27 protein-coding genes are annotated in these 23,127 nt (G+C 69.8%); 14 read left to right on the top strand and 13 right to left on the bottom strand.

The window, feature by feature from the left end; translation table 11 throughout:
• The first annotated feature begins 46 nt into the window (after positions 1–46).
• A complete protein-coding gene (locus Q5722_RS12840) occupies positions 47–661 on the top strand; it encodes a hypothetical protein (RefSeq protein ID WP_305028653.1) in 615 nt (204 codons plus the stop codon).
• 3 nt (positions 662–664) lie between these two features.
• Here the strand turns inward: Q5722_RS12840 and Q5722_RS12845 are convergent, their stop codons facing one another.
• Entirely contained in the window at positions 665–1,180 is a 516-nt protein-coding gene (locus Q5722_RS12845) for an SAM-dependent methyltransferase (RefSeq protein WP_305028654.1), read from the bottom strand.
• A 94-nt stretch (positions 1,181–1,274) separates the two neighbouring features.
• Here Q5722_RS12845 and dapB point away from each other — a divergent pair, with 94 nt between their 5' ends.
• Positions 1,275–2,015: a 4-hydroxy-tetrahydrodipicolinate reductase gene (gene dapB, locus Q5722_RS12850; protein ID WP_305029073.1), complete on the top strand. Its 741-nt coding sequence runs from the start codon at positions 1,275–1,277 to the stop codon at positions 2,013–2,015.
• A gap of 68 nt (positions 2,016–2,083) precedes the next feature.
• Here the strand turns inward: dapB and Q5722_RS12855 are convergent, their stop codons facing one another.
• Positions 2,084–2,617, bottom strand: a complete 534-nt coding sequence (locus Q5722_RS12855) for a DUF3043 domain-containing protein (RefSeq protein ID WP_305028655.1) — start codon at positions 2,615–2,617, stop codon at positions 2,084–2,086.
• Between the two features lie 35 nt (positions 2,618–2,652).
• Between Q5722_RS12855 and Q5722_RS12860 the strand changes: the two genes are divergently transcribed.
• Positions 2,653–3,300 (top strand): VOC family protein, encoded by a 648-nt coding sequence (locus Q5722_RS12860; protein ID WP_305028656.1) that lies wholly within the window; start codon positions 2,653–2,655, stop codon positions 3,298–3,300.
• A gap of 44 nt (positions 3,301–3,344) precedes the next feature.
• Here the strand turns inward: Q5722_RS12860 and Q5722_RS12865 are convergent, their stop codons facing one another.
• Positions 3,345–3,698 (bottom strand): zinc ribbon domain-containing protein YjdM, encoded by a 354-nt coding sequence (locus tag Q5722_RS12865; RefSeq protein WP_305028657.1) that lies wholly within the window; start codon positions 3,696–3,698, stop codon positions 3,345–3,347.
• Between the two features lie 75 nt (positions 3,699–3,773).
• A complete protein-coding gene (nadA, locus tag Q5722_RS12870; protein WP_305028658.1) occupies positions 3,774–4,949 on the bottom strand; it encodes a quinolinate synthase NadA in 1,176 nt (391 codons plus the stop codon).
• Positions 4,950–5,043: 94 nt separating this feature from the next.
• On the opposite strand from nadA, the gene Q5722_RS12875 reads away from it, so the two are divergent.
• Together Q5722_RS12875 and Q5722_RS12880 are read left to right on the top strand one after the other, a co-directional pair.
• On the top strand, positions 5,044–6,126 hold the full coding sequence (locus Q5722_RS12875) for a glycerate kinase family protein (protein WP_305028659.1): 1,083 nt from the start codon (positions 5,044–5,046) through the stop codon (positions 6,124–6,126).
• A gap of 79 nt (positions 6,127–6,205) precedes the next feature.
• Positions 6,206–6,628, top strand: coding sequence for a HesB/IscA family protein (locus Q5722_RS12880; RefSeq protein WP_229662661.1), 423 nt, complete (start codon positions 6,206–6,208; stop codon positions 6,626–6,628).
• A 69-nt stretch (positions 6,629–6,697) separates the two neighbouring features.
• Here the strand turns inward: Q5722_RS12880 and Q5722_RS12885 are convergent, their stop codons facing one another.
• A complete protein-coding gene (locus tag Q5722_RS12885; protein WP_305028660.1) occupies positions 6,698–6,928 on the bottom strand; it encodes a hypothetical protein in 231 nt (76 codons plus the stop codon).
• Between the two features lie 62 nt (positions 6,929–6,990).
• Here Q5722_RS12885 and Q5722_RS12890 point away from each other — a divergent pair, with 62 nt between their 5' ends.
• Positions 6,991–7,968 carry a carbohydrate kinase family protein gene (locus Q5722_RS12890; RefSeq protein WP_305028661.1) on the top strand — a complete coding sequence of 326 codons (978 nt, stop codon included), beginning with the start codon at positions 6,991–6,993 and terminating at the stop codon, positions 7,966–7,968.
• Positions 7,969–7,995: 27 nt separating this feature from the next.
• Here Q5722_RS12890 and Q5722_RS12895 read toward each other — a convergent pair whose 3' ends face one another.
• Positions 7,996–8,223, bottom strand: a complete 228-nt coding sequence (locus tag Q5722_RS12895) for a sulfurtransferase TusA family protein (protein ID WP_305028662.1) — start codon at positions 8,221–8,223, stop codon at positions 7,996–7,998.
• A complete protein-coding gene (locus Q5722_RS12900) occupies positions 8,220–9,374 on the bottom strand; it encodes a cysteine desulfurase family protein (RefSeq protein WP_305028663.1) in 1,155 nt (384 codons plus the stop codon). Before Q5722_RS12900 ends, Q5722_RS12895 begins: the two co-directional genes overlap by 4 nt.
• 104 nt (positions 9,375–9,478) lie before the next feature.
• Between Q5722_RS12900 and ctaC the strand changes: the two genes are divergently transcribed.
• The 4 genes from ctaC (at position 9,479) to Q5722_RS12920 (ending at position 13,773) form a co-directional block, all read left to right on the top strand.
• Positions 9,479–10,363: an aa3-type cytochrome oxidase subunit II gene (ctaC, locus tag Q5722_RS12905; protein ID WP_305028664.1), complete on the top strand. Its 885-nt coding sequence runs from the start codon at positions 9,479–9,481 to the stop codon at positions 10,361–10,363.
• On the top strand, positions 10,360–12,030 hold the full coding sequence (gene ctaD / locus Q5722_RS12910) for an aa3-type cytochrome oxidase subunit I (protein ID WP_439652495.1): 1,671 nt from the start codon (positions 10,360–10,362) through the stop codon (positions 12,028–12,030). Before ctaC ends, ctaD begins: the two co-directional genes overlap by 4 nt.
• Positions 12,027–12,440: a cytochrome c oxidase subunit 4 gene (locus tag Q5722_RS12915; protein WP_305028665.1), complete on the top strand. Its 414-nt coding sequence runs from the start codon at positions 12,027–12,029 to the stop codon at positions 12,438–12,440. Before ctaD ends, Q5722_RS12915 begins: the two co-directional genes overlap by 4 nt.
• 127 nt (positions 12,441–12,567) lie before the next feature.
• Complete coding sequence (locus Q5722_RS12920) at positions 12,568–13,773, top strand: L,D-transpeptidase (protein WP_305028666.1); 1,206 nt, start codon at positions 12,568–12,570, stop codon at positions 13,771–13,773.
• A gap of 117 nt (positions 13,774–13,890) precedes the next feature.
• On the opposite strand, the gene Q5722_RS12925 is transcribed toward Q5722_RS12920, so the two are convergent.
• The 5 genes from Q5722_RS12925 to ctaE all read right to left on the bottom strand — a co-directional run bounded on the left by Q5722_RS12925 (position 13,891) and on the right by ctaE (position 19,465).
• Positions 13,891–14,850 carry a type IV toxin-antitoxin system AbiEi family antitoxin gene (locus tag Q5722_RS12925; protein WP_305028667.1) on the bottom strand — a complete coding sequence of 320 codons (960 nt, stop codon included), beginning with the start codon at positions 14,848–14,850 and terminating at the stop codon, positions 13,891–13,893.
• A gap of 187 nt (positions 14,851–15,037) precedes the next feature.
• On the bottom strand, positions 15,038–16,777 hold the full coding sequence (qcrB, locus tag Q5722_RS12930) for a cytochrome bc1 complex cytochrome b subunit (protein WP_439652496.1): 1,740 nt from the start codon (positions 16,775–16,777) through the stop codon (positions 15,038–15,040).
• On the bottom strand, positions 16,774–17,856 hold the full coding sequence (gene qcrA, locus Q5722_RS12935; RefSeq protein ID WP_305028668.1) for a cytochrome bc1 complex Rieske iron-sulfur subunit: 1,083 nt from the start codon (positions 17,854–17,856) through the stop codon (positions 16,774–16,776). The genes qcrB and qcrA overlap by 4 nt, the downstream gene beginning before the upstream one ends.
• A complete protein-coding gene (gene qcrC / locus Q5722_RS12940) occupies positions 17,853–18,752 on the bottom strand; it encodes a cytochrome bc1 complex diheme cytochrome c subunit (RefSeq protein WP_305028669.1) in 900 nt (299 codons plus the stop codon). Before qcrC ends, qcrA begins: the two co-directional genes overlap by 4 nt.
• 38 nt (positions 18,753–18,790) lie before the next feature.
• Complete coding sequence (gene ctaE, locus Q5722_RS12945) at positions 18,791–19,465, bottom strand: aa3-type cytochrome oxidase subunit III (protein WP_439652497.1); 675 nt, start codon at positions 19,463–19,465, stop codon at positions 18,791–18,793.
• A 38-nt stretch (positions 19,466–19,503) separates the two neighbouring features.
• Here ctaE and Q5722_RS12950 point away from each other — a divergent pair, with 38 nt between their 5' ends.
• From Q5722_RS12950 to trpD, 4 genes are read left to right on the top strand one after another with little or no spacing between them, the layout of a single operon-like run.
• Positions 19,504–20,469, top strand: coding sequence for a cytochrome c oxidase assembly protein (locus tag Q5722_RS12950; RefSeq protein WP_305028670.1), 966 nt, complete (start codon positions 19,504–19,506; stop codon positions 20,467–20,469).
• Positions 20,470–20,478: 9 nt separating this feature from the next.
• Positions 20,479–20,883: an Rv3143 family two-component system response regulator gene (locus Q5722_RS12955; RefSeq protein ID WP_305028671.1), complete on the top strand. Its 405-nt coding sequence runs from the start codon at positions 20,479–20,481 to the stop codon at positions 20,881–20,883.
• A 13-nt stretch (positions 20,884–20,896) separates the two neighbouring features.
• Positions 20,897–21,418: an OsmC family protein gene (locus Q5722_RS12960; RefSeq protein ID WP_305028672.1), complete on the top strand. Its 522-nt coding sequence runs from the start codon at positions 20,897–20,899 to the stop codon at positions 21,416–21,418.
• Positions 21,419–21,428: 10 nt separating this feature from the next.
• On the top strand, positions 21,429–22,460 hold the full coding sequence (trpD, locus tag Q5722_RS12965; protein WP_305028673.1) for an anthranilate phosphoribosyltransferase: 1,032 nt from the start codon (positions 21,429–21,431) through the stop codon (positions 22,458–22,460).
• A gap of 33 nt (positions 22,461–22,493) precedes the next feature.
• On the opposite strand, the gene Q5722_RS12970 is transcribed toward trpD, so the two are convergent.
• Positions 22,494–23,111, bottom strand: coding sequence for a hypothetical protein (locus Q5722_RS12970; RefSeq protein WP_305028674.1), 618 nt, complete (start codon positions 23,109–23,111; stop codon positions 22,494–22,496).
• Positions 23,112–23,127 lie beyond the last annotated feature (16 nt).

Consider the following 23,127-nt stretch of genomic DNA (forward strand, 5'->3'; position numbering starts at 1 on the left):
GGGTGGGCCCGCAGGGCGCCCGCCGCGTTGCAACGGAGGACTCGTCATGGTGGCTCTCGAGACCCGGTTCGGGCTCGCATCGGTACTCGCGACGGTCGTCGCGCCTGTCGGGCTCGCCGTCGGTGCTGCGACGCCGGCCCAGGCCTACCCGATCATCTGTGACCCGGGCTCCAGCTGGACCTCGGTGGGGACCCCGAGCAGGGTGAACCAGGTGACCCATGAGGTCATCAAGGAGAACTACACCGGCAGCAGCGCCACCCGCACCTACTCGGCCTCCCGCGTGAGCACCATCGAGGCGAGCGTGTCCACGAGCTACACGGTCTCGGCCGAGGTCTCGGCCAGCATCTTCAAGGCCTTCGCGGCCAAGGTCAGCTCGACGTTGAACGCGACGGTCGCGGCCAAGGGGTCGACGACCAAGACGACGGCGGAGTCGGTCACCTGGACGATGAAGTCGGGCGACACCTACGTCTTCTACGCCGGGAGCCGCAAGGTCACCGCGACCTGGGCGCGGAAGCGCTGCAACAGCAACGGCACCGTCATCTCCACCGTCGCCACCGGTACCGCGAAGTCGTTCTACAACACCGTCGAGGGCGGCGTCGGCTGCAAGCAGGACCCGCCTGCCGGCACGATGGCCTACACGGCCAGGCACAAGTACTGCTGAGCGCTACTTGCGGCCGATGATCCCGACCATCGCGGGCCGACGGCTCTGCACGGCGGAGACACGGAACCCGGCCTCCGCGAGGGCGTGCGAGGACTTCTCGACCATGAGCCGCACCTCGTCGAGCTTCGTGGCCTCGTAGAAGAGGTGCACGGTGCCGCCGGGGGAGAGCTTCTCGTGCAGCAGGGCGACCTCGTCGCGGCAGTCGCGGATCCAGAAGAGGTTCACGTTGACCGCGAACGCCTTGTCGAGCCGCTTCACCGGCACCCGCAGGGTGGCCAGGTCGATGTGGCGGACGGTGAGGCGCCCGGACTCGACATGGGCGGCGTTGACGCGCTTGGTCCGGTCGACGGCCGCCTCGGAGCGGTCGATGACCATCAGCTTGCCCTTGCCGAGCCTGCTCGCGACGAGGCCTGCCGCCTCGCCCGCTCCGCAGCCGATCTCCAGGACGTGATCGTCGGGCTGCACGTCGAGTACGTCGACAGCCCAGCGGATGCGCGCGGGGATGGTCTGGATGGACATGGGCACAAGAGTGCCAGTTGTCGTCCGCGAGGGCAGCAGGGACACCCTGTGATGTCTGCGTTGAAGTACGGTTGCGACCGTGGCTGAGTCGAAGATGAAGGTGGGCGTCCTCGGGGCGCGGGGCAAGGTCGGCGCCGAGATGTGCGCCGCTGTCGAGGCCGCAGCGGACCTGGAGCTGGTCGCCTCCATCGACGCGGGCGACGACATCAACGCCCTGGTCGAGTCGGGCACGCAGGTGGTCATCGACTTCACCCACCCCGACGTGGTCATGGGCAACCTCGAGTTCTGCATCAAGCACGGCATCCACGCTGTCGTCGGCACCACGGGCTTCGACGCCGGGCGCCTGGCGCAGCTGGAGGCGTGGCTCGCGGACTCGCCGCAGACCGGCGTGCTGATCGCCCCCAACTTCTCCATCGGCGCGATCCTGATGATGAAGTTCGCGACGATCGCCGCCCCGTTCTACGACTCCGTCGAGATCATCGAGCTGCACCACCCGACCAAGGCCGATGCCCCGTCGGGCACCGCGGCCCGCACGGCTGCGCTGGTCGCCGAGGCGCGCCGGGCGGCCGGTTCGCCGCCGTTCCCGGACGCCACCTCGCAGGAGATCGAGGGCGCGCGTGGCGCCGACGTCGACGGCGTGCGCGTCCACGCGCTGCGGATCCGCGGCATGATCGCCCACCAGGAGGTCGTCTGTGGTGGCCCCGGGGAGACGCTGACGATCCGCCACGACTCGATGGACCGCGCCTCGTTCGGACCCGGCGTCCTGACCGGCGTCCGCCAGATCGCGGCGCACCCCGGCCTCACCGTCGGACTCGAGCACTTCCTGGACCTCTGAGTCGACGTACCCGGTCGACGACGAAGGCCCGCTCCCTCCGGGGAGCGGGCCTTCGTGGTGTCGGTGGGTCAGCGGTAGACGTCGGGAAGCTGCTGACCGATCTTCACCTGCGGCTTGGGCAGGCGCAGGATGCGCAGCTGGAGCGAGCGGACGATCGCGTAGTAGGACACGCCCTTGAGCGGCTTGTCGGGCAGGCGGCGGCGCACCTCGCGCCGGACCTTGAAGCGGATCCACAGGATGTCGCAGACGACGAGGACGACGGCCATCAGCCACATGCCCTGGCCGAGGACCGGGTTGATCGCGCTCGTGACCAGGATCAGCACCAGCAGGGGAGCGAAGAGCTCGGCGAAGCCGATGCGGGAGTCGACGACGTCGCGGACCAGCCGCTTCACCGGACCCTTGTCGCGCTCGGGGAGCTTCGACTCGTCGGCCGTGCGGTAGCCCTCGCGCAGGTCGGCCATCGCCGCCTTGCGCTGCGACTTCTGCGCGGTGCGGCGGGCCTTCGGGTCCGCGGCGTTGCGGGCGCGGGCACGCGCAGCGGCCTCGGCCTCCTTGCGCGACGGGGTCGGCCGACCCTTGCCTTCAGTACTGCTGTTGCTCACGTGGCCAGCCTACCGGCCTCGGTACGCTCGCCCGCGTGACGATCACCATCGAGGAGATCCAGGTCGGGGACGATGCCGCAGCCTGGGCAGCAGCGGGCTTCGCCGTCGTCGGAGACACCTGCCGCGTCGGCGGTGTCGATCTCCGCCTGGTCGGTGCCGCGGGGCAGCGTGGCGTCCACACGTGGGTGCTGGCCGGGGCTGACGACGCGGCCGCCGGTGCCTTCGCCCGGGCCGAAGGAGTCCCCACCGTGGTCGCCGCTGCACGGGCCCAGCGCCCCGCGGGCGAGCACCCGCTCGGCGTCGCCCAGGTCGATCACCTGGTCCTGATGACCCCCAACGTCGACCGCACCACTGCCTCGCTCGAAGCCCTCGGCCTGCCCGTACGCCGGGTGCGCGATGCGGAGCTGGCCGGTTCACCGGTGCGTCAGGTGTTCTTCCGGCTCGGCGAGGTCATCCTCGAGGTGATCGGCGCTCCGACCGGTACGGGCGCGGGGCCGGCGACGTTCTGGGGGATCACGCACACGGTGTCCGACATCGACGCCGCGGCGGCGTACCTCGGGGAGAGGTGCGGCCGGGTGAAGGAGGCGGTGCAGCCGGGGCGCCGGATCGCGACGGTCCGCACGCGCGACCTGGGCCTGTCGGTCGCCACCGCCCTGATCTCGCCGCAGCCGCCGCGGGAATGACGAGAGGGCCGTCCCGCGGTCGCGGACGGCCCTCTCCGGGTGGCTCAGGCCTTCTTGACGACCGAGCTCTTCAGCTGCATGCGTCCGAAGCCCTCGACGGTGGCGTCGATGTCGTGGTCTCCGACGCCGTCGGAGATGAGCCGGATGCCCTTGACCTTGGTGCCGACCTTGATGGTGCCGCCGCCGGCGCCCTTGACCTTGAGGTCCTTGGCGATCACGACGTCGTCGCCGTCACTGAGCACGTTGCCGTTGACGTCGCGCACGAGCGCGGCATCGGCGGCCTCGGCCGCCTCCGAGGGCGACCACTCGTGGGCGCACTCGGGGCAGACGATGAGCTCGCCCATCTCGTAGGTGTACTCGGAGCCGCACTGGGGGCAGGGAGGCAGGGTGTCGCTCATTCGCTTTCCGATCTGATCATGTCTTCAAGTGGAGTGCGTGAGAAAGCGCTCCGGCCGATGACCGGAGCGCTTCGCTCAGTCCTTGTGGCTGCGACCCGGGAGGTCGAGCATCCGCTGGAGGGCGATCTTCGCCCAGTGCTCGGTGTCGGCGTCGACCTCGATCACGTTGGGCACCTCGCCGTCGACCAGCGACTCGAGCGCCCACACGAGGTGCGGCAGGTCGATGCGGTTCATCGTCGAGCAGTAGCAGACGTTGCGGTCCAGGAAGACGATGGTGAGGTCCGGGCGCGCGTCGGCCAGCCGCTTGACGAGGTTGAGCTCGGTGCCGATCGCCCAGCTGGTGCCCGCGGGGGCGGCCTCGATCTGCTTGATGATGAACTCGGTCGAGCCGACGAGGTCGGCCTTGGTCACCACCTCGTACTGACACTCGGGGTGCACGATGACGTTGAGGTCGGGAATCTTGGCGCGGAGCTCGTCGATGACGTCGGGGGAGAAGCGGCCGTGGACGGAGCAGTGGCCCTTCCACAGGATCATCTTCGCGTCGCGCAGCTGCTCGACGGTGAGGCCACCGTTGGGCTGGCGCGGGTCCCAGACGACGCACTGGTCGAGGGTGTAGCCCAGCTTGAGCACGGCGGTGTTGCGGCCGAGGTGCTGGTCGGGGAAGAAGAGGACCTTGGTGTCCTCGCCCTTCTGTGCGAACGCCCACTCCAGCGCGACATCGGCGTTGGACGACGTGCAGACCGCGCCGTCGTGCTTGCCGCAGAAGGCCTTGATGTCGGCCGAGGAGTTCATGTACGTGATCGGGACGACGACGTCGGCGACACCGGCGTCCTCGAGAGCGGCCCAGGCGTCCTCGACCTGCGAGAGGCGGGCCATGTCGGCCATCGAGCAGCCGGCGGCCAGGTCCGGAAGGATCACCTTCTGGTCCGGCGTGGTCAGGATGTCGGCCGACTCCGCCATGAAGTGCACGCCGCAGAAGACGATGAACTCGGCCTCCGGGCGGGCGGCGGCGTCGCGGGCGAGCTTGAAGGAGTCGCCCGTGACGTCCGCGAACTGGATGACCTCGTCGCGCTGGTAGTGGTGACCGAGGACGAAGACCCGCTCACCGAGGGCTGCCTTGGCGGCGGTCGCCCGCGCGACCAGGTCCGGGTCGGAGGGAGCGGGCAGGTCGCCCGGGCACTCGACACCGCGCTCGGCGTCCAGGTCCTTGCCGCGCCCGAGCGGGAGCAGGGGGAGGTCGACAGTCGTCATGCGTCCATCCTAGTGACCGCGGCGCCCCTCGACCGGGGCGCGTCCGAGCGGGCAACCGCACCCTCGGTGAGGTTGTTCCCGGCAGGATGCCCGCATGCGGATCCTGATCGCGCCCGACAAGTACGCCGGCACCCTGACCTCGGGCCAGGCGGCCGCGGCCATCGCCGCGGGCTGGCTCCGTACGGCGCCGGCGGACGAGCTCGACCTGGCCCCGCTCTCCGACGGCGGGCCCGGATTCGTCGAGACCATGCACGAAGCACTCGGCGGGTGCCTCGAGGCGGTCACGGTGCGCGGTCCCCTCGGTGAGCCGGCACCGGCGGCGCTCCTCGTCGTCGGCTCGGTGGCGTACGTCGAGTCGGCCCAGGCCTGCGGTCTGGCGCTGACCGGGCGTGAGGGTCCCCGCCGCGCCACCACCCACGGTGTCGGAGAGCTGCTCCTGGCCGCGATCGACGCCGGCGCCACCGAGGTCGTGGTCGGTCTCGGCGGCAGCGGCACCACGGACGGCGGTGCGGGCCTGCTCGCCGCCCTCGGCGCGACGGCCGACCGCCCGCTGGACGCGGGCCCCGACGGGCTCGCCGGCGTGACGGAGGTCGACCTGACCGCAGCTCGTGCCGCCGTGGCCGGCATCTCGCTGGTGGCGGCGAGCGACGTGGACAACCCGTTGACCGGCCTCTTCGGGGCCGCGAAGGTCTTCGGTCCGCAGAAGGGCCTCGCGGACGCGGACCTGCCCGCGGTCGACGGCGCCCTGCAGGACCTGGCCGCGGCGACGGACCGCAAGGCGGCCGCGGGGAAGGGCGCCGGCGCTGCCGGCGGACTCGGCTTCGCCCTGGCACTCCTGGGGGCCGTCCGCCGGCCCGGCTTCGAGGTCGTCGCGGAGGCGACGGGTCTGGCCGGCCGGGCAGCTGTTGCCGACCTGGTGGTCACGGGGGAGGGGGCGTTCGACTTCACCAGCCGCGGAGGCAAGGTCCCGGCCGGTGTCGCGGCGCTCGCCGGCGAGCACGCCAGGCCGTGTGTCGTGCTCGCGGGGCGCGTCGAGGTCGGCAGCCGTGAGATGCGCGCGCTCGGCGTGGAGTCGGCGTACGCGATGGTGGACCGGGCGGGGAGCCGCGCCCTGGACGAGCCCGCCGCGGTCCTGGAGGAGCTCGCCGCCCACGTCGCGACCCAGTGGTCACGGTGACGCATCACATGTGGGGAATAACCGCGCGTGTGCGACCATTGAGGACGTCGAACAACGACCAAGACTTCAAGGAGTGACCATGGGCGACGCTTGCTGCGGCGGCGGTGGCGGACACAGCCACGGCGCGCCGGCCGCGACCCTCAACATCGAGGCTCCCCGCGACTTCGAGACGCGTGCCGACCAGATCAACCTGAGCCCGGTTGCCGCGGGCAAGGTGAAGAGCCTGCTCGAGCAGGAGGGTCGCGACGACCTCGCGCTCCGCATCTCGGTGCAGCCCGGTGGCTGCTCGGGCCTGCGCTACCAGCTCTTCTTCGACGAGCGCACCCTCGACGGTGACGTGACGACGGACTTCGACGGCGTGACCGTCGTCGTCGACCGGATGTCGGTCCCGTACCTCAACGGCGCGGTCATCGACTTCGTCGACACGATCGAGAAGCAGGGCTTCACGATCGACAACCCCAACGCCTCCGGCTCCTGCGCCTGCGGCGACTCGTTCCACTGAGCCGACCTCGTCGGACAGACGAAGGCCCCCGCACCGAGTCACGGTGCGGGGGCCTTCGTGCGTCGTGGGTCAGGCGCGGTCGAAGAAGGCGTCGGCCATCTTCGCCAGACGGTCGGAGACCGCGATCGCCGGCGCCTTCACGCGCACCGGCGTGGCGGCGGAGAGCGCGGTGGTGATCGCCTGGGCGCGACGCGGCAGGGGCACGCGCAGGTTGCGCTTGGCCTCCTCGCAGTCACCGTGCATCTCGGTCGGGGAGGTGGCGTCCTCGTAGGGCACGTGGTCGGGCTGCTTGATCGTCATGCCCCGACGCTAAGTACTACTCATCGGTACCTGAACCCCTACCCGACGGTAGTGTTCCGCGCATGTCGCTGCTGATCACCGGTTCCATCGCCACGGACCACCTGATGACCTTCCCGGGCAAGTTCGCCGACTCGCTCGTCGCCGAGAAGCTGGACAAGATCTCGGTCTCGTTCCTCGCCTCCGACCTCGAGGTACGCCGCGGCGGCGTCGCGGCCAACATCGCCTTCGCGCTGGCCCGCCTCGGCGAGCGCCCGGTGCTCGTGGGTGCCGTCGGCGAGGACTTCGCGGAGTACCACTCCTGGCTCGACCGCCACGGCGTCGACTGCTCGTCGGTGCACTACTCGGAGACGCAGCACACCGCGCGCTTCACGTGCACGACCGACACCGAGATGAACCAGATCGCCTCGTTCTATCCCGGTGCGATGGGCGAGGCCCGCGAGATCGAGCTGCTCCCGATCGTGGAGCGGGTCGGCCACCCGACGTACGTCCTGATCGGTGCCAACGACCCCGACGGCATGCTGCGGCACACCGAGGAGTGCAAGCAGCGCGGCTACACGTTCGTCGCGGACCCGTCGCAGCAGCTCGCGTTCGCCGGCGGCGACCTGATCCGTCCGCTCGTCGAGGGCGCCGACATCCTCATCTCCAACGAGTACGAGGCCGAGCTGATCGTCTCCAAGACGGGCTGGAGCACCGACGAGGTGCTCGCCCGGGTCGGCACGTGGGTCACCACCCTGGGCAAGGACGGCGTCCGGATCCAGGACAAGGACGGCCTGCTGATCGAGGTCGGCGTGCTCGACGGCGTGACCCCGGTCGAGCCCACGGGCGTCGGCGACGCCTTCCGGGGCGGCTTCCTCGCAGCGCTGAGCCGCGGCCTGGGCTGGGAGCGTGCGGCTCAGCTCGGCTGCACCATCGCGGCGTACGTCGTCGAGACGGTCGGCACGCAGGAGTACACCGCCACGCGCGACGAGATGCTGAGCCGCCTCGGCGCCACCTACGGCGACGTCGCGGAGAAGGAGATCCGGGAGGCCCTCTCCGCCTGACCCGAGGCCCGGCCCCGGCAAGACGCCCTACAGGAGGCGGCGCACCACGTAGACCGGTGTGCCGTCTTCTGCCATCTCCGCGGCGACGTACTCCTGGCCACGCATGCGGCACCAGGCCTGGACGTCGACCCGCGCGGCGACGTCCGTCGCAGCCACCGCGATCTCGTCGCCGACCTCCACGGTCGGCAGCGCCTTCGCGAGGGCGATCACCGGAGCGGGGCAGCGCAGGCCGCGGCAGTCGAGCTCGTGCCTCACAACCCGACCTCGGCCCGGATGCCGTGCACGACCTGGGGCAGCACCGCGAGGAAGGAGTCGACCTCGGCGGCGGTCGTGGTGCGCGTCAGCGACAGGCGCACGTTGCCGTGGGTGAGGACGCCCATCGCCTCCAGCACGTGGCTCGGCGTGAGGGTCGAGGCGGTGCAGGCAGAGCCCGAGGCCACGCCGAAGCCCTTCTGTGCCAGCCGGGTCACCAGTGCCTCGCCGTCGACGTACAGGCAGGAGAAGGTGACCAGGTGGGGCAGGCGCGCGTCGGGTGCGCCCACGACCTCGACGTCGGGGAGGGCCGCGACCGCCTCGCGGACCCGGGCGACCATCGCGTGCTGGCGCTGCGCGAGCTCGGTCTGCTCGGCGACGACGGCCTGGAGCGCCGCCGCGGCAGCGAGGGCCGCGGGCACGTTCTCGAAGCCGCAGCCGCGCTCGTCGGCGCGGTCGTCGACCGGGTACGGGTTGCGCCACGCCGAGCCCTTGCGCACGAGGAGCACGCCGACACCGGCCGGACCACCCCACTTGTGCGCCGAGCCGGCCGCCGCCGCCCACCCGCCGGGGAGGGGAACCCGGCCCAGCGATGCGCACGCGTCGACGAAGAGGGGCGTGCCCCTCTCGGCCGCTCGTGCGGCGATCTCCTCGAGCGGCTGGAGCGTGCCCACCTCGTGGTTGGCCGACTGCACCGCGAGCATGGCCGTGCCGGTCGTCGCGGCGAGCGCCTCGCGCACCGTGGCGGGGGAGAGCCGGCCCTCACGATCCACCGGCAGGGACTGCGCGCGCGTGTCGAGCATCGTCGCTGCCCACGCGGCGGCGTGCAGGACCGAGGAGTGCTCGACGGCCGAGTGGAGGAGCGTCGACCCGCGCCTGCGTCCACCGAGGAGCCCGAGGACGCCGCGGTGCACCGCGTCCGTGCCCGAGGAGGTGAAGGTCAGCTCGTCACGTCGTACGCCCAGGGCGGCGGCTGCGGCTTCCCGGGCGTTGTCCAGGATCAGGCGTGCGTTGCGTGCCTCGGCGTGCAGGCGGCGTGGGTCCGCCCAGCCCTTGTCGAGCGCTGCGAGCAGCGCGTCACGGGCGGCCGGATGGAGCGGCTCGGACGACGCGGCGTCCAGGTACCCGGCGTACGGGTCGGAGGGCAATCTCACACCGTGAATCTATCGGGCGGGCTGGGGCGCAAGTGGCCCCGGTGTTCCGCTAGAGTCCGGCGTATCCGTGAAGTCTTAGAGGAAGGCTCGTTGTGGGTCTGCACATGACCAGGCGCGCTCGCCGTACGGCGCTGGGTGCGCTCGTCGGCGCCAGCTTCCTTCTCCTCGGGGCCTGTGACCCCGAGACCGAGAAGCAGTGGCACCACTGGGCCATGCCCAGCAACTCCCCGGGCACCGTCCAGGGCCAGGACATCTTCGAGCTGTGGAAGGGCGCGTGGATCGCTGCCCTGATCACCGGCGGCATCACCTGGGCGCTGATCTTCTACGCGTCGTGGCGTTTCCGTCGCCGCAGCGACGACGAGATCCCCGTGCAGACGAGGTACAACCTGCCGCTCGAGATCTTCTACACGATCGCGCCGATCATGATGGTGATCGTGTTCTTCGCGCACACCGTCCGCGTGCAGGAGGCCGTCCTCAACGAGACGCCGGCACCGGACAACTGCGTGCAGGTCGTCGGCCAGCAGTGGTCGTGGACCTTCAACTACAACGAGTCCTGCGACAACGACAACGGCCCGGTCGTCTACACCGCCGGCACCGGCTCGCAGATCCCGACGCTCGTCCTCGAGGAGGGCAAGACGACGGAGTTCAAGCTGTCGTCGCCCGACGTCATCCACTCCTTCTGGATCACGGGCTTCCTCATGAAGATGGACATCATCCCGGGCCAGACCGGCGATGACCGCAACCACTTCTCCGTCACCCCCGACAAGGTGGGCGACTACCGGGGCAAGTGCACCGAGCTCTGCGGCGTCTACCACTCGCGCATGCTCTTCAACGTGAAGGTCATGGACTCCGCGGACTACGACGCGTACATGGCGAAGCTCAAGGCTGACCCGGAGCACGTGTCCGACCACCCGCTCCTGGGTGGCTCGCACGCATCCACCACCGCCGGCCTCGCGGCCGACGAGACCGAGACCGGAGGCAACGAGTGAGCGCGGCAACTGCGCCCCTGACCGCCAGCGGCCGCAAGCCGCTCGGCACGAACATCTTCCGTCTCCTGACGACCACCGACCACAAGCTGATCGGCAAGATGTACCTCGCGACGTCGTTCGCGTGGTTCATGTTCGGTGGCCTCCTGGCGCTGCTCATGCGCTCGGAGCTGGCCTTCCCGGGCACCCAGGTCGTCAGCGACGAGACGTTCAACCAGCTCTTCACCATGCACGGCACGATCATGCTGCTGCTCTTCGCGACGCCGCTGTTCTTCGGCTTCGGCAACGTCGTGATGCCGCTCCAGATCGGTGCTCCCGACGTCGCGTTCCCGCGACTGAACATGCTGAGCTACTGGCTCTACCTGTTCGGTGGCCTCATCGCCGGCGCCGGCTTCCTGACGCCCGAGGGCGCGGCCGACTTCGGCTGGTTCGCCTACACCCCGCTCTCCAGCGCCGTCCGCTCGCCGGGCGTCGGTGGCGACATGTGGATCATGGGCCTCTGGATGGGTGGTCTCGGCACCATCCTCGGTTCGGTCAACTTCATCACGACGATCATCTGCATGCGTGCCCCCGGCATGACCATGTTCCGGATGCCGATCTTCGTGTGGAACACCCTCATCACCTCGATGCTGGCGCTCCTGGTCTTCCCGATCCTCGCCGGTGCGCTGCTCTCGCTCGAGGCCGACCGTGCACTCGGTGCGCATGTCTTCGACACCAACCACGGTGGCGCCATCCTGTGGCAGCACCTGTTCTGGTTCTTCGGCCACCCGGAGGTCTACATCATCGCGCTGCCGTTCTTCGGCATCGTGACCGAGATCCTGCCGGTCTTCAGCCGCAAGCCGATCTTCGGCTACGTCGGCCTCGTCGGCGCCACGCTGGGCATCGCGATCCTGTCCGTCGCCGTGTGGGCCCACCACATGTTCGTCACCGGTGCGGTCAACCTGGCGTTCTTCTCCGGCATGACGTTCCTCATCGCGGTCCCGACCGGCGTGAAGTTCTTCAACTGGATCGGCACGATGTGGGGTGGCTCGATCAGCTTCGACACCCCGATGCTCTGGTCGGTCGGCTTCCTGACGACCTTCCTCTTCGGTGGTCTCACCGGCATCATCCTCGCGTCGCCGCCGCTCGACTTCCACCTGTCCGACTCGTACTTCGTGGTGGCGCACTTCCACTACGTCGTCTTCGGCACGGTCGTCTTCGCCATGTTCGCGGGCTTCTACTTCTGGTGGCCCAAGATGACCGGCAAGATGCTCAACGAGACGCTCGGCAAGGTCCACTTCTGGATCCTGTTCATCGGCTTCCACCTGACCTTCCTCGTGCAGCACTGGCTGGGTGTCGAGGGCATGCCGCGCCGCTACGCCGACTACCTGCCGAACGACGGCTTCGAGACCCTCAACCAGGTCTCGACGGTCGGTGCCTTCCTGCTGGCGTCCTCCACGATCCCGTTCATCCTCAACGTCTGGCTGACCCGCAAGTCCACGCCGGTCGAGGTCGATGACCCGTGGGGCTGGGGTCGCTCGCTCGAGTGGGCCACGAGCTGCCCGCCGCCGCGGCACAACTTCCACACGATCCCGCGGATCCGTTCGGAGTCCCCGGCGTTCGACCTGCACCACCCTGAGATCGCGGCCCTCGAGGTCGAGGCCATCGAGCGTGAGGAGCTCACCAAGTGAAGGCAGAGGCCTGGGTCTTCGGATCCGTCACCGCGTTCTGCGCGCTGGTGACCCCCGCGTACTGGATCATCACGGACAACTCCGCCAAGGGTGGTGACTGGACCGGCACGTCGGCCCTCACCATGACGACGCTGCTGTTCGCCATGTGCACGCTCTACCTCGGCTTCCACGCCTCGCGCATGGATCCGCGTCCCGAGGACCGCAAGGACGGCGAGATCGCCGACGGCGCCGGCGAGCTGGGCTTCTTCCCGCCCTACTCGTGGTGGCCGCTGTGGTGCTCGCTCACCCTCTCGGTGATCGTGCTCGGCGTCGTCCTGGCCTGGTGGCTGTTCGCCATCGGCGTGATCCTCGGCCTCCTGGCCGTGCAGGGCTGGATCTTCGAGTACTACCGTGGAGAGCACGCTCACTGAGCCTCCCGGCACTCTCGACGAGGGCCCCGTCCCGCGGTGACATGCGACACCGCCGGGATGGGGCCTTCGGCGTTCCCGGACAAGTAATCTGGCTCCTGCACATCTTCTGCGATCCGGAGCCTGCCCCATGACCGTTGGCCTCTCCCTGTCCGCCCGCGTGGCGACGGGTCTCGGCGCCCTCGCGCTGCTCACCGCATGCAACGCGGTCCCTTCGGCCCTGGGGGGTGGCTCCTCCGACTCGGCCTCGCCCAGCAAGGACGTGCCGGTGCCGACCCTCACCACCACCGTCAGCGGCAGCTCCGTCCCGCTGGACGCGCGGGTTGCGACGAAGGTCGCCGACGGCACGCTGACGAAGGTCCGCATGCAGGCACGCTCGGGCGAGACCAAGGGCGCCTTCGTCGCCGGAAGGCTCGCCGAGGACGGCACCGGCTGGCGCGCCACCGGTCCGCTCGAGCCGGCCACGACGTACGTCATCTTCGCGAAGGCGACCGACGAGGGTGGCACGACCGTGCCCGTCCGCAGTCGCTTCACCACCGTGGCGCTGGACGACGCCCACGAGGCGTTCCCGTCGATCGCGCCGCTGGCCGGCGAGACCGTGGGCATCGGCATGCCGGTGATCGTCTCGTTCGACGCCCCGGTGGAGGACAAGGCCGCGTTCGAGAAGCGCATGAAGGTCACCAGCTCGCCGGCGCAGGACGGCGCCTGGCGCTGGCTGAGTGACCGCGAGGTGCACTGGCGCCCCGCGAAGTACTGGAAGCCGGGCACGGACGTGCACGTCGACCTCGACCTCAACAGTGTGCCGGCCGGCAACGGCATCTACGGCCAGGAGTCGCGGACGATCGACTTCCACATCGGCGACGCGCACGTCTACAGGGTCAACGCGAAGACCGACCAGATGCAGGTCTACTCCAACGGCGCCCTCCTGCGGACGCTCCCGATCACGACCGGCATGCCGGGCTTCACGACGCGATCGGGCACGAAGGTGATCATCGAGAAGGCTGCGAAGCACACGATGGACTCCGAGACCGTCGGCATCGGCAAGGACAACCCGCTCTACTACCACGTCGACGACGTCCAGTGGACGATGCGTCTGACCTACTCGGGTGAGTTCATCCACGCAGCCCCGTGGTCGGTCGCCTCGCAGGGCCACGCCAACGTCTCGCACGGGTGCACCGGCATGTCGACGGCGAACGCCGAGTGGCTGTTCAACATGAGCCGCCGCGGCGACGTCGTCGAGACCACCGGCACTGACCGGCCGATGGAGCTGACGAACGGCTATGGCGACTGGAACCTCTCCTTCGTCGACTGGAAGGCCGGCTCGGCGCTGCGCTGACGACGCCGCGAGGCCCTGTGCTCCCCCATGGGGAGTACAGGGCCTCCGCGTTCTGCGCCGAGACGGGGCTTGTGCCGCTCCGGGCCGTGTGAGCCATACGAGCGCTGGGGCTGGCGCTCAGGCGGCGCTCGGGGCCGTGCGGCGACGCTGCGCCCGTCGGATGCCTCGCCGGAGGACGTGTTCCCAATCCTGGTGTGCGCCGAAGAGGTTGTCGCGACGGAGCACATCGATGATCCATCCGTCAGCCGCGAACCACGCGCGTCGTTCGGCGTCGTGCTCAGCCTGCTCCGGTCCGTGGAACTCGCTGCCGTCGTACTCAGCGCCGTACTTGATGCTCGGTACGCCGAGGTCCAGGAATCGGAGGCCGTCCGGCGTCGTGACCGCTACCTGTGGTGTGGGTGCGGGCAGGTCTGCGCAGTCCTGCCAGCGCAGCCTGAGGATGCTCTCGGGCGTCGACTGAGACCGGCTGTCGATGCGCGGGGCCAGGTCCCGTAGCTGCCGTACGCCGCGGAACCCGCGGTAGCGGGATGTCAGCGCCATGACCTGCGTCGGCGTCACCATTCGGCTGGTAGCCGCGAGGCTGTCCAGGACGGCCATGGCCTGCTCACGCGGCAGGAGCCTGCCGACGTCGCAGGCCGTCCGGAGAGCCGTCGTCACGTGCAGTCCATCGATCAGCATCACGTCGTCGGCGGCGAGGGTGCGTGCACCACTGTGGGTGACCTTGTTGGTCAGGCGTGCGTTTCGCGGCAGGAAGACATCGACGGGTGGGGGAGCCAGCTGGCCGTTCGGCGGCAGTGCCATCTCGGCGCCGTGGAGCCAGGCCGCGCTGCGGTCGCAGACCACTGCATCGCAGGGCACGACGAGGCGCAGTGTGGCGATGCGCATGGCGAGGCTGTCGGTCGAGGAGGCCATCCGGTAGACGGACCTGACGTCACTGACGAGGAGGCCACGACGGTGGAGAGTGCTGACCGCGTGCCGGCCGCCTAGGGCGTCGCGCGCCTCGGCGTACGTGAAGGGCCTGTCATGGGGGAGAGGCAGGTCCGACGGGAGGAGATGGTCCAGGAAGGCGGGATGCATGCTCCCTTCATGCCCGCTGGTGCCGGTCAGCCGCGACTCCGGGTTCGCGCAGCTGTGGAGAACGTGCGGCACGGGCCCCGTCTCGGCACGGGCCCCGTCTCGGCACGGGCCCCGTCTCGGCGTAGAGAAATGAGGAAGGGCCGCCGTTCCCGGTGGGGGAGCGGCGGCCCTTCGTCAGAGCAGTGCCTCAGTGGCGGAGGGTGTCACCCTCGACCTCGTGGCGGCCGTCGTACTGGTGGCCGTCGGCGGCGTGGTCCAGGCCGGCCTCGAGCTCGTGCTCGTGCTCGGCGTGGTGGTGCGCCTCCTCGAGCTCCTCGGCGGTCGGCTTCTGGACGTTGTCAGCGAACATCCAGGTGGAGAGCTTGGCGCGGACGTTGTCGGCGCGCTCGCCCTTCCCCTTGACGTCGCCGGCCTGCGGAGCCTCGACGACCTGGTCGCGCGGACGCGCCGTGAGCGCGTACGCCGTGTCGTTGCTGATCGGCAGGTGGCGCTCGGAGTAGCCGCCCTCGGGGGACCGCATGATGATGCCGGTCTCGTAGCCGTGGAGCAGCTTCTCGCTGTCGTGACGCTGGAGCGCGATGCACCAGCGCTTCGTGATGAGGAAGACCAGGACCGGCACGACGAAGACCGCGACGCGCATGAAGCGGGTGATCCACTCCATGTCCATCGAGAGCTGCGTGGCCAGGAGGTCGTTGCCACCGGCGGCCCAGAGGAGGCCGTAGAGCGAGATCATCGCGGCCAGGAACGCGGTGCGCGTCGGGGCGTTGCGCGGGCGGTCGAGGATGTGGTGCTCGTTCTTGTCACCGGTCACCCAGGCCTCGAGGAACGGCCACGCCATCATGATGCCGAGCAGCACCATCGGTGCGACCTCGCCGGGCAGGAAGATGTTCCACGACCACGTCGTGCCGAAGATGTGCCACTCGGTGAAGTGGCCCGGCATGATGCGGAGGAGACCCTCGGCGATACCCATGTACCAGTCAGGCTGCGAGCCAGCGGTGACCTTCGACGGGTCGTAGGGGCCGTACTTCCAGATCGGGTTGATCGACAGCAGGCCACCCATGAGGGCCGTGACGCCGAAGACGATGAAGAAGAAGCCACCGGCCTTGGCGGCGTACACCGGCATCATCGGGTAGCCGACGACGTTCTGCTCGGTGCGGCCCGGACCGGCCCACTGCGTGTGCTTGTGGTAGACGACGAGCAGCATGTGCGCGGCGATCAGGGCCAGGATGAGGCCCGGGACCAGGAGCACGTGCGCGATGTACAGGCGGGGGATGATCGCCTCGCCCGGGAACTCGCCGTCGAACATGAAGAACGACATCCAGGTGCCCACGACCGGCGTGGACTTGACCAGGCCGTCGGCGATGCGGAGACCCGTGCCGGACAGCAGGTCGTCGGGGAGCGAGTAGCCCGCGAAGCCCTCGACGACACCGAGCAGGATCAGCACGCCACCGATGAGCCAGTTGACCTCACGCGGCTTGCGGAAGGCGCCGGTCACGAAGACACGCATCATGTGCACGAGCATCGCGGCGATGAAGATCATCGCGGCCCAGTGGTGCATCTGGCGGAGGAGGAGACCACCGCGGATGTCGAAGGAGATGTCGAGCGCCGAGGCGTAGGCCTGGGACATCTCGACGCCACGCAGGTGGTCGTAGGAGCCCTGGTACTGGACCTCGGTCATCGACGGGACGAACCAGAGGGTCAGGAAGACACCGGTGATCAGCAGGACCACGAAGGACCACAGCGCGATCTCACCGAGCATGAACGACCAGTGGTCCGGGAAGACCTTCCGGATCATCTTCTTCTGCGAGGTGGCGAGACCGAGGCGGTCATCGGCCCACTTCACGAGGGCGGAACCCTTGGCTGCGGCGCCCGACCTGGGGGCAGCCGCAGGCGTGGTGCCGTTGGACTTGGCGACGTTGTCGGTCACTTGGAATCACGCTCCCAGTAGCTCGGGCCGACCGGCTCGAGGAAGTCGCTCTTGGCAACGAGGTAACCCTCGGCGTCCACCTCGATCGGCAGCTGCGGCAGCGGCCGGGCGGCGGGACCGAAGACGACGCGGCCCTTGTCGGCCAGGTCGAAGGTGGACTGGTGGCACGGGCAGAGCAGGTGGTGCGTCTGCTGCTCCCACAGCGCGATCGGGCACCCGACGTGCGTGCAGATCTTGGAGTAGACCGCGATGCCCTGGTGGGCCCACGCGGCGGTGGCGGAGGACATGTCCTTCGGCTCCATGCGCACGACGATGACGGCGGCCTTGGTCTTGGCGACCTGCAGCTCGGCACCGTGCGGGGCGGAGGCCTGGATCTTCTCCTGCTGCTCCGGGGTGGCACGCGGGTCGAACGCGTCGACGAGGCCCTCGGGCTCGGCGTTGACGAGCTGGCCGATCTCCATGTCGGAGGCCTTGATCCAGCGGCCGGTGACGTCGTTGACGACGCGGGTGCCGGCCTTCCAGAAGGTCTTCTCGAGCGTCTTCTTGATGTTCGACGGGGTCGCGTCAGGACCGAGGTCGTTGAGGGCGACGACCGCCGGGACGCCGAGGAAGCCGAGCGCACCCAGGAGCGTGTTGCGGACCAGCGGGCGGCGGCCGATGCCGGACTCCTCGAGACCGAGGGCCAGGTCCGCGAGGACCTTCTCGCGGTCCGACTCGTCGGAGGCAGCGGGGTGACGCAGCTCGGAGATCTCGTGGTCGACCATGAGCTTGCGGCTCCACTGGATGACGCCGACTCCGATGAGGAGCAGCGCGCCACCCAGGGTCAGGCCCAGGAAGAGGTTCGACGAACCGAAGCCGAGGAACGTGTCCCAGCTGTCCTTGATGTCGAACGTGTAGTAGCTGACCACGAAGAGCACGGCGCAGATCATCGAGGCGATGAAGAGCGAGGCCACCTGGCGCTCGGCACGGCGCTCGGCCTTCGGGTCGACGTCGGTCGGCCGCGGGAGGTGGGCGGGGATGCCCGGGTCCGCGATCGGCTCGGCCGGCACGGCCGGCGAGAGGTCGGTGTGGTCGGTCACGCGTCTTCCTTCTTGTGCGAGCGGGCAGTGTGGGCCGCGATCCAGTAGGCGAACGCCACCAGACCACCGATGCCGACGAGCCACGCGATGAGGCCCTCGGCGACCGGGCCGAGGCCCTTCATGCCGAAGCCGCCGTACGCCGGGGTCTGCTCACGGTCGTTGACCGAGTAGATGTAGGCGATGATGTCGCGCTTGTCCTCGGGGGTGAGGACGTTGTTGGAGAAGACCGGCATCTGCTGCGGGCCGGTGAGCATGGCCTCGTAGATGTGCTGCTTCGCGACGCCCTTGAGCGGCGGGGCGTAACGACCCCACGGCATGGCGCCGCCGGAGCCCTCGAAGTTGTGGCACGCGGTGCAGTTGGTCAGGAACAGCTTGCCGCCGCGCACGATCGCCTCGCGCTGCTCGTCGGCCGAGAGGCCCTTGACGGCGTTGAGGTCGTACTCGGTGACGGTCGGAGCGGACGGGCCCGGGGCGAGCGAGGCGACGTACGCCGCGAGGGCGTCGACCTCGTCCTGCGTGAAGGCCTCCGGCTTGCGCGGGGCCTGCTTGCCGGTCTGCACCATCGGCATGCGGCCGGTCTCGAGCTGGAAGTGGGCAGCAGCCGCACCGACGCCGACGAGGGACGGGCCGAGGTTGGACTTGCCGTCCTCGGCGACGACGCCCTCGCCGTTCTGGCCGTGGCAGGTGGCACAGGAGAGGAGGAAGAGCTTGCGGCCCGCCTCGATCTTCTCGGCCTGGGTGAGGCTGTCCGCGCTCTTCTCCGCCGTTGCGGAGGACGAGAAGGCGGCGAAGAGGCCGCCGGCCATCAGCAGTCCGAGCAGGATGACGAGCAGGCCGGCGACCGGACCGCGGCGGTGCCGCGACAGTCGACCTGCGGAGCGATTCAGGAGTCGCACGTGATTCAGTCCTAGATCTGTCAGGGAGCTACTGGGGACTACTTGATGAGGTAGATGGTGGCGAAGAGGCCGATCCACACCACGTCGACGAAGTGCCAGTAGTAGGACACGACGATTGCGCTGACGGCCTGCTCGTGGGTGAAGCGGCGTGCCAGGTAGGTGCGGCCGAGCACGAACAGGAAGGCGATCAGACCGCCCGTCACGTGGAGGCCGTGGAAGCCGGTGGTCAGGTAGAAGACCGTGCCGTAGGCGTCGGACGGGATGGTCAGGCCCTCGTGCACCAGCTTGGTGTACTCGAGCGCCTGGCCGCCGACGAAGATCGCGCCCATGACGTACGTGAGGATGAACCACTCACGCAGGCCCCAGCCCTTGACGTTGAGAACCGAGCCGGTGCGCCCGACCTGGCCGCGCTCGGCGGCGAAGACGCCGAGCTGGCAGGTCAGCGACGACGCCACGAGGATCGCGGTGTTGGCGCTGGAGAAGGGGACGTTGAGCAGGGCCGTCTTCACAGCCCACAGGTCCACCTCCTGTGCGCGGATCGTGAAGTACGACGCGAAGAGGGCCGCGAAGAACATCAGCTCGCTGGAGAGCCAGATGATCGTGCCCACCGAGACCATGCTCGGACGGTCGTGATGCCCGTGCAGACGGGATGCCGGAATCGCTGTTGCAGTCGCCACGGACGGGATTATGCCGGTCCGCGGGCCGGAGGGCACCCCGACCCCCGCATGTTGGGCGTCATAAAGTTCACAGCGTGTTCTTCCCCCACGGCGTCGCGGCGCTGACGACTGCCCCCGACCTGCCCCGCTTCACGCTCGGCAAGGTCTTCACCGCCTGGTCCCTGGACCCCCTCCTGACCGTGGTGACGGTCTGGGTTGCCGGCCTCTACCTCTGCGGTGTGCTGGTCCTGCGCAGCCGCGGCGACCACTGGCCGCTCGGCCGCACCTTCTCGTTCGTGGTGCTCGGCATGGGCTCCTTCTTCGTCGCCACCTCGTCGGGCATCTCGACGTACGACACGACGCTGCTGAGCGTGCACATGGTCCAGCACATGGTCCTGTCGATGTTCGTGCCGCTCGCGCTGGCGCTCGGGGCGCCGGTCACGCTCGCGCTGCGCACGCTTCCGGGCACGAGCACCCGCGGACCGCGGCGCTGGCTGCTCGCCGTGCTGCACTCGAAGGTGGTGGCGGTGCTCTCGTTCCCGCCGCTCACGCTCGCCCTCTACGTGATCTCGCCGTGGGCGCTCTACTTCTCGGGCTGGTATGACGCGTCGCTGCGGTCGGCGTACGTGCACGAGATGATGCACGTGCACCTCGTGCTCGTCGGCTCGCTCTTCTTCTGGCCGCTCATGGGCATCGACCCGGTGCCCGGCCGCGTCGGCTGGCCCTTCCGCCTGGTGATGGTCTTCCTCACGCTGCCGTTCCACGCGTTCCTCGGCGTCACGATCATGGCGCAGGACTCGATCATCGGCGCGTCGCACTACGCCGCGCTGCGCGCGGGGCCGATGGGCGCGTGGCTGCCCACCATGGCCAGTGACCAGAAGCTGGCCGGCGGGATCCTCTGGGGTGCGGGCGACCTGGTGGCGCTCGTCTTCTTCGCGGTGCTCTTCGCCCAGTGGGTGCGCGACTCGATGAAGGAGGCCGCCCGCGAGGACCGGCGTCTCGACATGCTCGAGCGACGCGAATCGCTCGAGGCGCTCCGGCAGGCACAGCAGCCGGAGTAGGGTGCCTGCGTGACCGAGAACACACTGCGGGTGCTCGTCTACTCCGACGACGCGACGGTGCGGCGGCAGGTGCTGCTCGCACTCGGCTCGCGGCCCCACCCGGACCTTCCCGAGATCGAGTACGTCGAGGTCGCGACCGAGCCGGTCGTGATCCAGCAGATGGACGGCGGGCAGATCGACCTGGCGGTGCTCGACGGCGAGGCCGTCCCCGCAGGGGGGATGGGCATCGCACGCCAGCTCACCGACGAGCTGGCGCAGTGCCCGCCGCTCGTGGTGCTCACCGGGCGGCCGCAGGACGCCTGGCTCGCGACGTGGTCGCGCGCCGACGCCGCGGTCCCGCAGCCGATCGACCCGATCCAGCTCGCCTCCGTGGTCACCGGCCTGCTCCGCTCCCGCGTGCCGGCGGGCTCGTGACGGGAGCCGGCTGATGGACGCCGCGGCGCTGCGGGAGGCGCAGTCCGGGGTCAAGGCGCGCTACCGCAACGACCCGGCGTCCGCGTCGACCACGATCTCCGCGGTCGGCGACTGGAGCGAGCCGGGCATCACCGCCACCATCGAGGGCTTCGCCGGTCCGGTGCGGGCCGGGCTCCACACGGCCACCGGCGGCGACGGGTCCGACGCGTGCAGCGGCGACATGCTCATGCAGGCGCTGCTCGGCTGTGCCGGTGTCACGATGCGCAGCGTCGCGACCGCCATGGGCATCGTCGTACGCCGGGCGGAGCTGGTCGCGGAGAGCTCGTTCGACGCGCGGGGCACGCTCGGGCTGGACCGCTCCGTCCCTGTGGGGATCGGCCCGGTGACGGTGACGGCCGTCCTCGACACCGACGCCGACGAGGCCCAGCTGGCCAAGCTCGCCGAGCTGACCGGCCGCTACTGCGTGGTCGGCCGCAGCCTGGTCCAGGAGCCGACCATCGAAATCCGCCGCGCGGGCAGGCGCGCTGCCCGATAGCCTGCGGGCCATGACGCACACGTGGCCCGACGTCCTGACCGCCCTGGTCACCCGCACCGACCTCACGGCGGAGCAGGCTGCGTGGGCGATGGGGGAGATCCTCGCGGGCTCCGCGACGTCGGCGCAGGTCGCCGGTTTCGCGGTGGGGCTGCGGACCAAGGGCGAGACGCTGGTCGAGATCGACGGCCTGCTCTCGGCGATGTACCAGCACGCGACGCCGCTGGAGATCGGCGGGCGCACGCTCGACATCGTCGGCACGGGCGGTGACCGCTCGCACTCGGTCAACATCTCGACGATGGCCGCGATCGTCGCCGCTGGCGCGGGTGCTCCGGTCGTCAAGCACGGCAACCGGTCGGCCTCGTCGAAGGCCGGCTCGGCCGACGTCCTCGAGGTGCTCGGTGTGCGCCTCGACCTGACGCCGGCGCAGGTCGCTGCGGTCTTCGACCAGGCCGGCATCACGTTCGCGTTCGCCCCGACGTTCCACGGCGCGATGCGTCACACCGCCGAGGCGCGCCGCGAGCTCGGGATCGGCACGGTCTTCAACTTCCTCGGCCCCCTGGCCAACCCGGCCCGGCCCGCCGCGCAGGCGATCGGCTGTGCCGACGCGCGGATGGCGCCGCTCATGGCCGGCGTCTTCGTCGAGCGCGGCGTGGACGCGTGGGTCTTCCGGGGCGAGGACGGCCTCGACGAGATCACCACGACCACGACCACGTCGGTCTACCGCGCCCATGACGGCTTCCTGCAGACCACGACGCTCGACCCCGTCGAGCTGGGCCTCCCGCTGGCGACGGCCGAGGACCTGCGGGGCGGCGACGCGGCGCACAACGCCGACGTCGTGCGCCGGCTGCTGGTGGGTGACACCGGGCCGGTCCGTGACGCGGTCGTGCTCAACGCCGGCGCGGCGCTCGCCATCCACGACACCGAGGGCGGCGAGATCCTCGCCAAGATCGAGGCCGGCATGAAGCGCGCTGCCGACGCGATCGACTCGGGCGCTGCCCGGGACACGCTCGACCGCTGGGTCGCCGCCTGCCAGTCCGTCTGACCGCGCCCGGATAAACCGACGGGACCGACCGGGTCAGGCGTCGAGGACCCAGCTGTCGCCCTCGCGACGGAAGCCGACGTTGCCGTAGTAGGCGTTCACCATGCGCGGCGAGGTGATGACGTGGCGCACGCCCTTGGTGGCGAGCATGCCGCTGCGGCGCCAGACGAACTCGCCGGGGGAGAAGTCGCGGTACTTGGGTGTGACGTAGTCCAGGCGCACCTCGGCGGTGTCGCCCTGGATCTCGAGCACGACGACGCCGACGGTCTCGTCCGCCTTCTGGACCAGGTAGATCACGCACCCCGACGTCTGGCCGAGGGTGCTCGGGTCGAAGTCGGGCTGGAACCGGGCGATGTCGGCCGCGTGGACCTCCAGCACGTGCGCCAGGTAGCTGTCGTCGTGCTGGACCGGGAAGACCTCGAACGCCGCGGAGTCGCTCATCTCGCGGACCAGCCGCGCCACGAACCAGGTGTTGACGACGACCAGCAGGAGGTTCAGCGCAGCCATCGGCCACACCTGCAGCGCCGTGTTGAACGCGACCAGCACGGCACAGGCGACCAGGTTCAGGACGCGGAACCGCAGGACGCGGTGCTGGAGCAGGGAGACGACGACGAGCGCCGATCCCACCCAGCCTGCGATGTCCCACGTGTCCACGGGCGAAGGCTACGGC

This window comes from Nocardioides jiangxiensis (assembly GCF_030580915.1).
Lineage (GTDB): Bacteria > Actinomycetota > Actinomycetes > Propionibacteriales > Nocardioidaceae > Nocardioides > Nocardioides jiangxiensis.

What these genes read in the sequence shown, in the direction of transcription:
- Q5722_RS12880 (WP_229662661.1), top strand. Translation starts at nt 6,206, where the DNA reads ATGGGCGACGCTTGCTGCGGCGGCGGTGGCGGACACAGCCACGGCGCG.
- trpD (WP_305028673.1), top strand. Translation starts at nt 21,429, where the DNA reads ATGACGCACACGTGGCCCGACGTCCTGACCGCCCTGGTCACCCGCACC.
- Q5722_RS12960 (WP_305028672.1), top strand. Translation starts at nt 20,897, where the DNA reads ATGGACGCCGCGGCGCTGCGGGAGGCGCAGTCCGGGGTCAAGGCGCGC.
- Q5722_RS12865 (WP_305028657.1), bottom strand. Translation starts at nt 3,698, where the DNA reads ATGAGCGACACCCTGCCTCCCTGCCCCCAGTGCGGCTCCGAGTACACC.
- Q5722_RS12925 (WP_305028667.1), bottom strand. Translation starts at nt 14,850, where the DNA reads ATGCATCCCGCCTTCCTGGACCATCTCCTCCCGTCGGACCTGCCTCTC.
- Q5722_RS12840 (WP_305028653.1), top strand. Translation starts at nt 47, where the DNA reads ATGGTGGCTCTCGAGACCCGGTTCGGGCTCGCATCGGTACTCGCGACG.
- ctaC (WP_305028664.1), top strand. Translation starts at nt 9,479, where the DNA reads ATGACCAGGCGCGCTCGCCGTACGGCGCTGGGTGCGCTCGTCGGCGCC.
- Q5722_RS12875 (WP_305028659.1), top strand. Translation starts at nt 5,044, where the DNA reads ATGCGGATCCTGATCGCGCCCGACAAGTACGCCGGCACCCTGACCTCG.
- dapB (WP_305029073.1), top strand. Translation starts at nt 1,275, where the DNA reads ATGAAGGTGGGCGTCCTCGGGGCGCGGGGCAAGGTCGGCGCCGAGATG.
- Q5722_RS12890 (WP_305028661.1), top strand. Translation starts at nt 6,991, where the DNA reads ATGTCGCTGCTGATCACCGGTTCCATCGCCACGGACCACCTGATGACC.
- Q5722_RS12885 (WP_305028660.1), bottom strand. Translation starts at nt 6,928, where the DNA reads ATGACGATCAAGCAGCCCGACCACGTGCCCTACGAGGACGCCACCTCC.
- Q5722_RS12920 (WP_305028666.1), top strand. Translation starts at nt 12,568, where the DNA reads ATGACCGTTGGCCTCTCCCTGTCCGCCCGCGTGGCGACGGGTCTCGGC.
- Q5722_RS12845 (WP_305028654.1), bottom strand. Translation starts at nt 1,180, where the DNA reads ATGTCCATCCAGACCATCCCCGCGCGCATCCGCTGGGCTGTCGACGTA.
- nadA (WP_305028658.1), bottom strand. Translation starts at nt 4,949, where the DNA reads ATGACGACTGTCGACCTCCCCCTGCTCCCGCTCGGGCGCGGCAAGGAC.